The organism is Pacificispira sp., from assembly GCF_965228185.1.
Lineage (GTDB): Bacteria > Pseudomonadota > Alphaproteobacteria > UBA8366 > Aestuariispiraceae > Pacificispira.
The window spans coordinates 374,559-387,217 of the sequence record NZ_CBDDHE010000004.1 but is presented as its reverse complement, the minus strand read 5'-3'; the positions used below and the strand labels follow the sequence as shown (position 1 = coordinate 387,217).

The 12,659-nt window shown below is 60.4% G+C and carries 10 protein-coding genes and 1 tRNA gene; 8 read left to right on the top strand and 3 right to left on the bottom strand.

Going from position 1 to position 12,659, the window contains the following annotated elements:
* The first annotated feature begins 115 nt into the window (after window positions 1–115).
* The 4 genes from ACO06O_RS10125 (at window position 116) to ACO06O_RS10110 (ending at window position 3,378) form a co-directional block, all read left to right on the top strand.
* Window positions 116–628 carry a response regulator gene (locus ACO06O_RS10125; protein WP_421879039.1) on the top strand — a complete coding sequence of 171 codons (513 nt, stop codon included), beginning with the start codon at window positions 116–118 and terminating at the stop codon, window positions 626–628.
* Between the two features lie 62 nt (window positions 629–690).
* On the top strand, window positions 691–1,203 hold the full coding sequence (locus ACO06O_RS10120) for an Hpt domain-containing protein (protein ID WP_421879036.1): 513 nt from the start codon (window positions 691–693) through the stop codon (window positions 1,201–1,203).
* Between the two features lie 126 nt (window positions 1,204–1,329).
* Entirely contained in the window at window positions 1,330–1,860 is a 531-nt protein-coding gene (gene ssb / locus ACO06O_RS10115; RefSeq protein ID WP_421879033.1) for a single-stranded DNA-binding protein, read from the top strand.
* 213 nt (window positions 1,861–2,073) lie between these two features.
* Window positions 2,074–3,378, top strand: coding sequence for a solute carrier family 23 protein (locus ACO06O_RS10110; protein WP_421879030.1), 1,305 nt, complete (start codon window positions 2,074–2,076; stop codon window positions 3,376–3,378).
* 188 nt (window positions 3,379–3,566) lie between these two features.
* Here the strand turns inward: ACO06O_RS10110 and ACO06O_RS10105 are convergent, their stop codons facing one another.
* Window positions 3,567–4,283, bottom strand: coding sequence for a glutamine amidotransferase-related protein (locus ACO06O_RS10105; protein ID WP_421879027.1), 717 nt, complete (start codon window positions 4,281–4,283; stop codon window positions 3,567–3,569).
* A gap of 188 nt (window positions 4,284–4,471) precedes the next feature.
* Between ACO06O_RS10105 and gyrA the strand changes: the two genes are divergently transcribed.
* The 3 genes from gyrA to ACO06O_RS10090 all read left to right on the top strand — a co-directional run bounded on the left by gyrA (window position 4,472) and on the right by ACO06O_RS10090 (window position 9,588).
* Complete coding sequence (gene gyrA / locus ACO06O_RS10100) at window positions 4,472–7,264, top strand: DNA gyrase subunit A (RefSeq protein WP_421879024.1); 2,793 nt, start codon at window positions 4,472–4,474, stop codon at window positions 7,262–7,264.
* Between the two features lie 60 nt (window positions 7,265–7,324).
* A complete protein-coding gene (gene coaD / locus ACO06O_RS10095) occupies window positions 7,325–7,831 on the top strand; it encodes a pantetheine-phosphate adenylyltransferase (protein ID WP_420416800.1) in 507 nt (168 codons plus the stop codon).
* A 164-nt stretch (window positions 7,832–7,995) separates the two neighbouring features.
* A complete protein-coding gene (locus ACO06O_RS10090) occupies window positions 7,996–9,588 on the top strand; it encodes an ATP-binding protein (RefSeq protein WP_421879021.1) in 1,593 nt (530 codons plus the stop codon).
* A gap of 48 nt (window positions 9,589–9,636) precedes the next feature.
* Here ACO06O_RS10090 and ACO06O_RS10085 read toward each other — a convergent pair.
* Both ACO06O_RS10085 and ACO06O_RS10080 read right to left on the bottom strand, forming a co-directional pair.
* Window positions 9,637–9,712: transfer RNA gene (locus ACO06O_RS10085), tRNA-Lys, on the bottom strand.
* A gap of 330 nt (window positions 9,713–10,042) precedes the next feature.
* Window positions 10,043–10,741: a Crp/Fnr family transcriptional regulator gene (locus tag ACO06O_RS10080; protein ID WP_421879018.1), complete on the bottom strand. Its 699-nt coding sequence runs from the start codon at window positions 10,739–10,741 to the stop codon at window positions 10,043–10,045.
* 157 nt (window positions 10,742–10,898) lie between these two features.
* On the opposite strand from ACO06O_RS10080, the gene ACO06O_RS10075 reads away from it, so the two are divergent.
* Window positions 10,899–12,638 (top strand): sensor histidine kinase, encoded by a 1,740-nt coding sequence (locus ACO06O_RS10075; protein ID WP_421879015.1) that lies wholly within the window; start codon window positions 10,899–10,901, stop codon window positions 12,636–12,638.
* The last annotated feature ends 21 nt before the right edge of the window (window positions 12,639–12,659 follow it).

Sequence of the window (12,659 nt, the reverse complement as noted above, 5' to 3'; positions counted from 1 at the left end):
GCCGGCCGCCGCCAAGGCTTGTGATTCCGAACGCGGTATTGTACCGCATTAAGACGCTGTTGCGCTTGGGAAAGGGAGGGCCCAATCGCCACCATGTAAGCGTTGGCGGGAGGCCATGTCGAAGAGCTACGATTTTACGAATTTGCGGGTTCTCGTTGTCGACGACTGCAAATTCATGAGAAACATACTCGAACGTATGTTGGAGGCTTTGGGCTGCGGCTTTGTCCGGACGGCGTCTGACGGCATTGACGCCTGGGACTATCTGGCGACAGACGAATTCGACATGATGATAACCGATTGGGAAATGGAACCGGAAGACGGTCCGACCCTGATCCGGCGGCTCAGGATCGACAGCGACAGCCCGGCCCGGTACATCCCGGTAATCATGCTGACCGGCTATACCGAAAAGTCCAAAGTGATGAACGCGCGGGATTTCGGTATTACGGAGTTTCTGGCGAAACCGCTGGCTGCGCGTTCACTGCATGCCCGGATCGTCAACATTATCGAGAATCCGCGCCCCTTCGTCAGAACGGCCAGTTTCTTCGGCCCCTGCCGGCGGCGCTTGAATTTGCCCAGTTTCGAAGGCAGCGACCGCCGTGGGTCGGCGGACGACGCGGTGGAGATTTAACCGGCCGACGGCGCGATATGGCGCGGGATCGGGTCGGCGGGTACTGAAAGGACCAGACGGTCATGGCGAAAGACGAACTTCCGGAAGTGCCGGTCAATCCGGACAAGTCATGGCATCAGGTGGTCGAACGGCCGAACACCTTGGCCAAGAAGGTGCCGAAAATCGGTGGCAAGAATCCTGAGAAGGCCTTCGCAGAGGCTGAATCCATCGTCAAACGCATGGCGGCGGAGTATGTCGACAAGCTGGCCGACGACATCGAACAGATGAAGAAACTGGCGGCAGCCTATCGATCCGATCCGAGCGATGCCAATTTGGACAAGTTGTTCCGCCTGGTACACAACATGCGGGGACAGGGGGCGACATTCGGATTCCCGTTGATCACCGAAATCGGTCGCACTTTCTGCCGCTATGTTCGGGAGCGCCCGGCAGATATCGAAGTCAAACCGGCACTTGTCGACCAGCATCTGAAGGCGCTTCAAGTCGTCTACAGCCAGTCCATCAAGGGCAGCGGCGATGAGATTTCCCAGGCCGTGGTGCATGCTTTGTCCGAGGTCGTCGAAAAAGAGATCGGCTGAGTGTCAACGTCCGGCCCCGCTTCCGTAACGCTTTCATCGCACCGGTCGATGGCTTAGACTTGGCGCCTCGAAACGGCGGCGAACTGTCCTGCCGAAATCTCATGAAATCGTCCCAAGGGGGTATGTATGTCGGGCAGTCTCAATAAGGTCATTCTGGTCGGAAATCTGGGCCAGGATCCCGACGTGCGTTCGCTGCAATCCGGCGACAAGGTCGCGAACCTGTCCGTCGCGACGAACGAACGCTGGCGCGACCGCGAAGGCAACAATCAGGAACGCACCGAATGGCACCGCGTCGTCATTTTCGGAAAGACCGCCGAGGTCGCGGAACGCTTCCTGAAACGCGGATCGAAAGTATTGATCGAAGGGCAGTTGCAGACCCGTAAATGGCAGGGGCAGGATGGCCAGGATCGCTATACGACCGAAGTCGTCGTGCGCCCGTTCAGCGGCAACATGACCATGCTGGACGGTCGCGAAGGCGGCGGCGGGTCCGGTGGCGGCTATGGCGGCGGTTCCGGCGGCGGCTATGACGATGGCGGCTATGGCGGTGGCTATGACGACCGCGGCGGACGCTCGTCCGGCGGCGGATCGGGCGGCAAATCGGGTGGCGGCGGCGGTCGCGACTACAGCGCCGACCTGGACGACGAAATTCCGTTCTGACGCGGTCGCGATAGTATTTGTGAAATGGGGGGCCCTTGCCCCCCGTTTTGCTTTCCGGAATGCCTTATTGCCAAGCAAGAAGCGGTGGGACCGGTGATCTAGCGGCACCGCAATTGCCGCATCGCGGCAAAAGATTCGCTCGCCCCGGATAGCGAATCGGCAGATGGGAAACCCCCAGGCCACAATAACGAAACAAATGAACAGGAGATCCACATGGTCGATCGGTCTGCGGTACTTGATGTCGAGGATCGCCCCTCGCCACCGGCATGGGCGGCCCTCAGTCTTCAGCACTTATTCGCGATGTTCGGGGCGACAGTTCTGGTCCCGTTGATCACCGGGTTGAGCCCGGCCGTCGCCTTGGTCACAAGCGGTGCGGGGACGCTTCTCTACATCGTTATCACCAAGGGCAAGATCCCGGCCTATCTGGGATCCAGTTTTGCCTTCATCGCGCCGATACTGGCCGCCAGCGCGACCGGGGATTCCAATCTGGCCCTGGTCGGCTGTTTCTTCGCCGGTCTGGTCTATGTCGTGATCTCCATTCTGATCCGCGTTCTGGGCGTCGGTTGGCTGCTGCGCATCCTGCCGCCGGTCGTCGTGGGGCCGGTCATCATGGTGATTGGACTGGGGCTAGCAGGGGTCGCGGTCAATATGGCGACGACCGGGACAGGCGCGCCGAATGGCTCCTACAGCGGGACCTTTTTCGGAATCGCACTGTTCACCTTGGCGGTGACAGTCGGATGCGCGGTCTATCTGAAGAATTTCTTCTCCATGGTGCCGGTTCTGGTCGGGGTCGTTGCGGGCTATATTGCCGGGGCCATTTTCGGTCTGGTCGACTTCACCGCAGTTGCGGAAGCGCCGTTCATCGCCGTTCCCGATTTCTCGGTGCCGTTCGTCACCTATTCGCCGGATTTCAACGGTGCGATCATTCTCGCCTTCATCGCGGCCGCGATTGTGCCGGTGGCGGAACATATCGGCGATCAGATGGTGCTGAGCAAAGTGGTCGGCCGGAATTTCCTGCGTAAGCCGGGCCTGGACCGGTCGATTCTGGGCGATGGCGTGGCGACAATCCTGGCGTCCCTTTTAGGCGGTCCGCCGAACACGACCTATGGCGAGAATATCGGTGTTCTGGCCGTGACCCGCGTCTTTTCGATCTTTGTCATCGGCGGTGCCGCGGTCCTGGCCCTGTGCTTCGGCTTTATCGGCAAGATCGCCGCATTGATTTCGACCATTCCCGTGGCGGTGATGGGCGGCGTCGCGATCATGTTGTTCGGGATCATCGCGGCCAGCGGGTTGCGCATGATGGTCGAAAGCCGGGTCGATCTGGGGGCTAAGCGCAATCTGATCATTGCCTCCGTCATCCTGGTCATCGGTGTCGGCGGGGCGACGATCCAGGTATCCGACAATCTGCAGATTGCGGGCATGGCCTTGGCGGCGATTGCCGGCATCGTTCTGAACCTGGTGCTGCCGGGACGTCCGGAAGCCGAAGAGAACGAGCGCATGTTCGAAGCGCTCGACTAGGATGCAGGACAGTTAGGTCAAATCCGTTCGGTCATGGTCCGGACGGTCGGAGGGGGCACCCCGAACCGGCAGAGACTGGATCATGACCGAGCGAGCGTTTTTGTTTCAGTTCGCCTTGAGCCGAAATACCGCGCGGGACGCCCTGTGCGGTATTTCGGCACAGGTCTTTCCGGCGGCGTCGCACGTCGTTACCAGGGCACCCCGCCGCGGATCCATTTTTCCAGGAAATCCTCGAACCAGGACTTCATCGGCGCATGATAGACATCCGCGAGCTGACGCTGGGTGAAAACATCCTGCGCGCCGGGTATCGTCGTCATGTCGATCTGTGTTTCCAGCCATGCCTCGTGTTGTTCCATGCTGATCTCCGGATGGAACTGAAACCCGAAGGCGTTTTCGGCATAGCGGAATGCCTGGTTGGGAAAAATGCCGGACGTGGCCAGTTGCAGTGCGGAATCCGGGATTTCGAAGCCCAGATAGTGCCATTGGGCAACCGTCATTCGGTTGGGGAAAACAGACGTCCCATCCGGTGTCGGATCGATCGTGTAATAGCCGATTTCCGATAGCCCGTCGGGGTGGGGGGCGAGGCCTGACCCTAGCTGAACCGCGAGAACCTGGGCGCCGGAACAAATCCCCAGGAACGGCCGACCGGTCGCAAGCCATTGGCCGACCCAGTCGATCTCCGCCGCCATGAAAGGAAAGCGCCGCGTCTCCGTCGCCGCATACTGCCCGCCATAGACGATGGCGGCGACGTGATGCGGCGCGATATCGGGCAGGCGCTGACCGGCGGCCGGACAGACCCATTCCAACCGGTATCCCATCGCGGCCAGGCGTTGCGACGCCGTGTCGGGAAGGGGGGCGGGCTCATGCGTCACCAGGATGACGGTGCGGGAAATCGTTTCGGCCATGCAGGGTAGTTTAACGGCGGTTCGGACCAGTGCAAAGCAGGCTGAAATAGGCGCTATTTTCCCTTATTTGGTTGTTCCAGCCCTGGTGCGCATGCTAGATATATGGACTGTCGCGCCGCGCGCGATTCCCGACTGGCGGGGCCGCCACGGCCCCCATCGATCCCACAGCGAAAAGCGATCTCTTAGCCTTGTCCGACGATACAGCACCCCCTTCCGATTTCGATATTTCTTCCGTCCTGATCGAGGACGAAATGCGCCAGAGCTATCTCGCTTATGCCATGAGCGTGATCGTCAGCCGCGCATTGCCGGATGTCCGGGACGGCCTGAAGCCGGTCCACCGCCGCATCCTCTATACGATGAAGGAAAACGGTTACGATTCGACGAAACCGTATCGTAAATCGGCCCGTATCGTCGGGGACGTCATGGGTAAATATCACCCCCATGGCGACAGCGCGATTTATGACGCCATGGTGCGTATGGCGCAGAATTTCTCGCTGCGGGTGCCTCTGGTCGACGGACAGGGGAACTTCGGGTCGATGGACGGCGACGCGGCCGCAGCCATGCGATACACCGAGGCGCGCCTGTCCAAGGCGGCCGAGACGATGCTGGACGACATCGACAAGGATACGGTCGATTTCCAGCCGAACTATGACGAATCGGAAACCGAACCGAGCGTTCTGCCCGCGCGTTTTCCGGCATTGCTGGTCAATGGCGGCGGCGGCATCGCGGTCGGCATGGCAACGAACATTCCGCCGCACAATCTGGGCGAGGTTCTGGACGCCTGCATCGCCTATGTCGAAAATCCCGACATAACGATGGAAGAACTGATGGAGATCGTGCCGGGGCCGGACTTCCCGACCGGCGGCGAGATCCTGGGTCGGTCGGGGATTCGCGCCGCCTATGCGACCGGGCGCGGTTCCGTCATCATGCGCTCCAAGGTGAATATCGAAGAGGTCGGCAAGGACCGGCAGGCGCTGATCGTCACCGAGATTCCGTATCAGGTGAATAAATCCCGTATGTTGGAGCGCATTGCTGAAGTGGTGCGCGAGAAGCAGGTCGAGGGTGTCGGCGATCTGCGCGACGAATCGGACCGGGACGGCGTCCGGGTTGTCATCGAATTGAAGCGCGGCGTAGAGGCCGAGGTCGTCAAGGCGCAGTTGTTCCGCCATACGCCGCTGCAAACCAGCTTTGGCGTCAACATGCTGGCGCTGCATGACGGTCAGCCGAAAACCCTGTCGCTCAAAGATATCATCGGCGCTTTCGTTTACTTCCGGGAGGAAGTGATCAAGCGCCGCACGGCCTTTGAATTGGCGAAAGCGCGCGACCGGGCGCATATCCTGGCCGGCCTGATGATCGCGATCATGAATATCGATCCGGTTATCGAGCTGATTCGCCGGGCGCCGGACCCGCAGACTGCACGGGACGCGCTGATGTCAAAAGCGTGGCCGGCGACGGACATTCTGCCCTATCTGAAGCTGATCGACGATCCGGAAAGCCGGGTCGAAGGCGAGAATGCGTGGCTGAGCGAACGGCAGGCCCGCGCCATCCTGGATCTGCGCCTGCAGCGCCTGACCGGCATGGAGCGTGAGAAGCTGGAAGCAGAAGCCCGCGAAATTCAGATTCAGATTACCGACTACCTGGAAATCCTGGGGTCGCGTCCGCGCCGCATGGAGGTCCTGACCGACGAGTTGAAGGACATTCGCGACCGGTTCGCCGACCCGCGCCGCACGGTGATCCTGGAGAACGAGTTCGAACACGATATCGAAGACCTGATCCAGCGCGAGGATATGGTCGTGACCGTCACCCATGGCGGTTACATCAAACGCACGCCGCTGGCGACATACCGGGCGCAGCGGCGTGGCGGAAAGGGCCGAACGGGCATGTCGATGAAGGACGAGGATGCGGTATCCAGCGTCTTCGTCACGTCGACCCATACGCCGGTCCTGTTCTTCTCGTCCCGCGGCATGGTCTACATGATGAAGGTTTACCGCCTGCCGGCGGGGACGCCGCAATCGCGCGGCAAGGCCATGGTCAACGTCCTGCCTCTTGAGAAGGACGAATGGATCACGACCGTCATGCCATTGCCGGAGGAAGAAGGTAGCTGGGCCGAACTGGACGCCGTCTTCGCGACGATGAGCGGCAATATCCGGCGGAACAAGCTGTCCGACTTCACCAATGTGAAGGCAAACGGCAAAATTGCGATGAAACTGGACGAGGGCGACCGGCTGGTCTCCGTCAGCGTCTGTTCCGACGATCAGGACATCCTGCTTTCGACGCAGCAGGGCAAGTGTATCCGCTTCGAAGTCGGGGCGGTGCGCGTCTTCTCCGGGCGTACATCGACCGGCGTGCGCGGCATCAAACTGGCTAAGGACGATCAGGTCATCGGCATGTCGATCCTGCGGCACAGCGACCATACGCCGGAAGACCGCGACGACTATCTGCGCGCCCAGGCCGCTGCCAAGCGCCTGACATCCGGCGAATATTCGAACGGCGAGGACCGCGTGCGCGACGAAGAGCGTGCGGCGATGCTGGACCAGGACAAATTCGCCGAAATGGCGGAGCGCGAAGAGTTCATCCTGACCGTTTCGGACCGCGGCATGGGGCAATTGGCCTCGGCCTATGACTACCGGGTGACAGGCCGCGGCGGGCAGGGGATCAACAATATGGATCTGCGAGGGGCCAATGTCGCCGCCGCCTTCCTGTTCGATCCGGCTTTGGACGAGTTGATGATGGTCAGCGGTGCCGGCCAGATCATCCGAATTCACGGTGCAGGCATTTCTTGGCGCCGCCGGGGCGGGAAGGGCGTGATCGTCTTCGATGTCGGTGCTGACCAGAAAGTGGTGTCCGTCGCCCGGTTGCGCGAAGATTCGGAAGCGGATGATGATGATACCGTCGAAGGAACCGTTGACGAGGGCGCCCAGTCGGAAGAAGCGGATGCCGGTGAAGCGGTCTCTTCCGGTTCGGATGAATCCGGTCTATAACCGCCGGGACGTCTGAAACGGGACCAGAATAAGTCGCGGCAGCCGGGAGGCCGAGTTTCAATGGGGCAGACCGAACGGGTGGGGATCTATCCCGGCACCTTCGATCCGATTACCAACGGACATTTCGACATTATCCGGCGTGCAGCCACCCATATGGTGGACCGGCTGATCGTGTCGGTCGCCATCAATGCCGGGAAGGGGCCGCTCTTCACCTTGGAAGAGCGCACCCAACTGGTTCGCGCCGAGGTCGAAACCCTACCCGACGTGGTTCGGAGCCGGGTCGAGGTCATGCCGTTCGAAGGCCTGTTGATGCATCACGCCGTTTCGGTCGGGGCGGAATTGATCATTCGCGGTCTGCGTGCGGTTTCCGATTTCGAGTACGAATTTCAGATGACCGGAATGAACGCGCGATTGAACCGGGACGTGGAAACAGTCTTTTTGATGGCGTCCGAACGCCATCAGTTCATTTCAAGTAGATTTGTTAAAGAAATCAGACAGTTGAATGGCGATATCTCCGAATTTGTCAGCCCGCGCGTGATGGCGAAGCTGGACGAAAAAATCGGATAGGTTGCCTATTTTCACCAAAGAGTCGATTTTTCCCCCAGGCCGCAACATTCTGTTAACGGCTTGTCCGATACGCTCGTGAGGTGCGAGCGTAAACGCGGTGGGTTTCGGTCGGGAAATGGCCGATTGTTCGGGACAACACCGCGGTGGATCCGAGGAGTGGGGATTTGGAGTCCGCAACAGTTACTGCGTCGATTGAGGCGGCGGAGTCTTCCGGTCGCCGCACTTCCGCGTCCAAATGGCGGCGCGGCGGCTCCCCAGTGGGGGCGGACGACGGGCTGAGCGGCTTTGGAAGAGGACTGGCGTATCGGCTGGCGCGGGCCGGGGTTTTGGTCGCCATCACCGTCGGCGTCATTCTATCCTCCTTCCAGGTCTATCTTGATTACGGCAGCCAGCGGGCGGCCTTGGACCGTCAGATAGAAGAATTGCTGGGGGTTGCGTCCAAACCGGCAGCCCGGGCCGTTTTCACCATCGACTACGCCCTTGCCGATCAAGTCGCACAAAGCCTGTTGATCTATGAATTCGTGATCGAGGCGAAGATCATCGGCGACCACGGTGAATTGCTCGGGGCAGCCGAAAAATCGATGGAGGGCCGATCCGAACACGCGCTGAAAGGCCTGATTGATGAACAGGTCGAACTGCGTCGCTCCCTGGCCCCGCCGATCGCCCAGAGCCAAGCCGTCGGGCAGGGTGAGATGATCGTTAAGATCAGTCGCGCGGAGGCCCTGTCCGGTTTCATGGACCGCGCGATCGTGGTGTTCCTGGTCGGGATGGCACGTAATGTTTTTCTAATCCTGGTACTGCTTTTCGTTTTCCATTACATCGCCGCTAAGCCATTGCGAGAATTAGTGGAATCTTTCCGAGCGATCGATTCGTCAGACCCGGGTTCGTCGCGAATCCACTCGCCCAACGGGCACGAAGATGACGAGCTGGGTGCCTTGGCGCGTGTCGGGGACCGGTTTGTGACCGAAGTATCCGAACAGATCGCCATTCGACGTGCGACCGAGCGCCAGCTGGAGGAGCAGATTGCGGAAACGCAGTCTGCCCTGAATGCGTCGAACGTGGCCAGCGAAGCCAAATCCACCTTTCTGGCCCATATGAGCCATGAGCTTCGCACCCCCTTGAACGCGATCCTTGGATATTCCGAGTTGATCACAGACAAGGACAACACGTTTTCCGCCGAAAAGAATGTTGAATTCGTCGCCCAGATCCATCGGGCGGGCAAGATTCTGCACGCCCATATCGATGATATTCTGACATTCTCGGAATTGGACCGGGGCGGGCGTCCCTTGGACTTGAAGCCCGAATCCCTTCGGGGCACGGTCATTGATGCGCTGAGCTTACTGCGGCTCACGATGCGGTCGCGACAGATCACGACCGATCTCAGCGAGACCGCAAGCGATACCATGGTTGTGTCCGACCGTCGTGCGCTGCACCAGGTTCTGGTGAATATCCTAGCCAATGCCGTCAAGTTCTCGCCCGACAGTTCGCGGATTTCCATCGAACTGTCCGAAGATCATGGATTCGGCGTTGTTAAGATTCGGGATGAGGGCCCTGGAATTGCACCGCACGAGATGGAACGGGTTCTTGAACCATTCACCCGCTCCGCCAACCCGATGGTCGCCAGTCAACCTGGCACCGGCCTGGGCCTACCAATCTCCTTACGTCTCGTGGAGAAGATGGGCGGCGCGCTCTTACTGGCACCACGAGAGCCGAAAGGGCTGGATGTGACGATCAAGATCCCATTGAAGACGGCCTGAACCGTCCTGGTGCCAAGACGCCATTGTGCATTGATCTAATGGGGAAAATGGTGGGCACTACAGGATTCGAACCTGTGACCGTTCGATTAAAAGTCGAATGCTCTACCAACTGAGCTAAGTGCCCGGGAAGGACGGCGCCGGAAGGGGCCGCCCATCGACCGGGCCGGAACATAGGGAAGGCCGCCCCCAGGGTCAATCACAAGAACGCACCTTCCGGACGTTTTTCCCAAGGATCAGAAAAAGGCCAGCTGCCAGCGGTCTGACGCGCTGAGCAGCAGCGCCAACAGGGTCAGAGGAACCGTCAAAATCAGGGTCTTGATTTCCACCATTGTCCGATACTCCTCTCTGTCCGGGAAGTATCCCTCCCAACGGCAAGAGGATGCAGTGACTTCCGTCACTTTACGCGGCTGAAACAGGGCATTTTCGGGGCGGGTGCGGTCGCCGGCGCGGAAAATCAGTCACCGCGGAACTGTTCGACCATATCCCGCAGACGGTTCGTGTCGGTGAGTTGCAGGACATTGCCGGCACGTTTCACAAGCCCTTTGCGGGACAGGTCGCTCAACACCCGTGCGACGGTTTCCCGCGTCGTGGACACCCGGCTGGCCAGTTCGGAATGGATCGGGATCGGATCGATCTTGGCCGTGCCGTCGTCCTGGACCGTCGGCTTGGCGAGGCGCAGCAATTCGGCATAGACCCGGTTGTTGGCGCCCAGCGTGCTGAGGTCCATGATGCGTTCGACCGACATTCGTACCATCTGCGTCAGCCGCTTCATCAGGTTGAACGCGATTTCCGGATGTTCCTCCAACACGCTTCGGAACGTCATGGGATGCATCAGGCCGACCGTGGTCGGCGCGACCGCCACGACATTGGCGGAGCGGGGTTCGCCGTCCACCGCGGCCAATTCGCCGAAGACCGACCCTTCTTTCAGATCGTCGAAGGCGATCTCCCGGCCGGAGATGGAGTAGTTCACAACGCGCGCGACGCCGCGGGTGACGAAATAGACGTCCTGGCTATCGTCCTGGAAATCGATGATCTGTTCCTGCGGAGCAAAATCGCGCCATTTGCAGCGGGCCTCGACCCGCGCGCGATCCTCTTCGGACAAATCCTTGAAAAGAAAAACTTTCGCCAGTGTCCTGGCGTTCTCCCCCGTCATCGTAACGGCCCTATCCCCTCCGAGTATGCGGCTCACGTTACCGCAAGCCCTGGGCGATGGCGAGAGGGTTGTCGCCAATCCGATTGGAAGCGGTTAGTTTTGGAATGCCGCGCGAAAAGCAGGGCGAAAAAGACAGGCGGCCGAGGGTGAACGGGGTATGAAAGGTTTTGGCAGGCGGCATCCATGGCGTCCGGGCGGCTATCCGCTTGGCTCGGCCCTGATTGCCGCCTGTGTTGTGGCGGTCGGCGTGGCGATCAGCTTCTATGCAGCCAGCGATCTGGACCGCCGGGAGCGGGAGGACTGGACAGAGCGCGCCCGTAACGACGCTTACCGGCTGACCGAATTTGCGACATTGGCCCTCAATCAGGGCGAAGTGTCCCTCAGCGTCATTTCCGAACGCGTACATGGGCAAACGGAAGCGCTGACCCGGGACGCGCTATCGGCGGTCGTACGCCGGTCGCTGCGGCATTCCGATACGGTTCGATTTGATGCCGTGCTGTTCGCGGCACGGGATCATAGGGCCGATGCCACTCCGTCCGAAACTTTCGTGGTGACGGCCGTCAGCGGGGCGGAGAGCCCGATTGCCGTAGGTCGCCAGCTTTCGGAAATCCCGGCCGTGTATCAAGCGGCGGCCAGCGCAATCCGGCTGGGTGAACGTGTCGTCCTTGGGGCGCCTTTCGAGAGCGCGGACGGTTGGCCGACACTGACGCTCGCGGCGCGCACATATGTGAACGGTCAGGATGGCGTCCTGATCGCCGTCTTCGACCTTCTGACCTTCTTTGAATCCTTTCTGACCTCGGTTGCCCCGGATGGCCTGGTTCTCCGACTGGGCGTCAAATCGGCAGGCCAGGAAAACGAGGAGCCGCTGATCGGTCATGGGACCCCGTTGCCGAACTCGATCGAGACGTTCCAGGTGCCGATCGCGTATGGCGAAACCGTCTGGCGCTATAGTTGGGACATGCTGCCCGGATATGGCGGCGGTCGCGATGGGTCCCTGGGCACGATTGTCCGCATCGGCGGGACAGGGTTGTTCCTGGTCGTCGGGCTTTTGATCGCCGTGCTGCTTCAGGTCAATCGGCGGATCACGCTGGCGGTGCGCTACCGGACCGAGGAATTGGCAAGGGCACGGGATCAGGCGGAAATCGCCAATCGCACCAAGTCTGAATTTCTGGCCAATATGAGCCACGAATTGCGCACCCCCCTGAATTCGGTCATCGGTTTCGCCGAGATCCTGGAAGCGCAGGTCATGGGCCCGGAATCCTGGGAGCAATACCGGGAATATGCCGCAGATATCCGCCAGAGCGGTCGGCACCTTCTGTCTTTGATCAACGATATCCTGGACTTGTCGAAGGCGGAGGCCGGTCACCTGGAATTGGACGAATCCTACATCTCGCCGGAGGCGGCGATCGATGGGGCGGTGCGTCTTGTCCATGAGCGTGCCCGGAACAACGGGTTGGAGGTCGATACCGAAATCGAGGACGGGATCGCCCTGGTGCGCTGCGACGAGCGGCGTGTGAAGCAGATCCTGCTGAATCTGTTGTCGAATGCGATCAAGTTCACGCCGCGTGGCGGACAGGTGACCGTCAAGGCGCATTCGACGCCGCAGGGCGGCATCCGTTTCCAGGTCTGCGATACCGGGATCGGCATGCGCCCCAGCGATATTCCGCTGGCGATGACCAAATTTCAGCAGTTGAACAATGCGCCCAAAGACGAACTCGCGGGCACCGGACTGGGGCTACCACTGGCGGAGAACCTGGCGAAGCTGCATAACGCGACGTTGAGCATCACGTCCGAACTGGGCCATGGGACGGTTGTGTCATTGGTGTTCGGGCCCGATCGGGTAGGGCAGCCGGATGACGTGCTGCGCGGCACGCCATCCCCACAACGGTCCGATTGATCCGGCGGCAATTGGCCTTAT

Bases quoted from the DNA above. Each gene is read 5' to 3' on its own strand.
- ACO06O_RS10105 (WP_421879027.1), bottom strand. From the start codon at position 4,283: ATGGCCGAAACGATTTCCCGCACCGTCATCCTGGTGACGCATGAGCCC.
- ACO06O_RS10120 (WP_421879036.1), top strand. From the start codon at position 691: ATGGCGAAAGACGAACTTCCGGAAGTGCCGGTCAATCCGGACAAGTCA.
- ssb (WP_421879033.1), top strand. From the start codon at position 1,330: ATGTCGGGCAGTCTCAATAAGGTCATTCTGGTCGGAAATCTGGGCCAG.
- ACO06O_RS10110 (WP_421879030.1), top strand. From the start codon at position 2,074: ATGGTCGATCGGTCTGCGGTACTTGATGTCGAGGATCGCCCCTCGCCA.
- ACO06O_RS10075 (WP_421879015.1), top strand. From the start codon at position 10,899: ATGAAAGGTTTTGGCAGGCGGCATCCATGGCGTCCGGGCGGCTATCCG.
- ACO06O_RS10125 (WP_421879039.1), top strand. From the start codon at position 116: ATGTCGAAGAGCTACGATTTTACGAATTTGCGGGTTCTCGTTGTCGAC.
- coaD (WP_420416800.1), top strand. From the start codon at position 7,325: ATGGGGCAGACCGAACGGGTGGGGATCTATCCCGGCACCTTCGATCCG.
- ACO06O_RS10080 (WP_421879018.1), bottom strand. From the start codon at position 10,741: ATGACGGGGGAGAACGCCAGGACACTGGCGAAAGTTTTTCTTTTCAAG.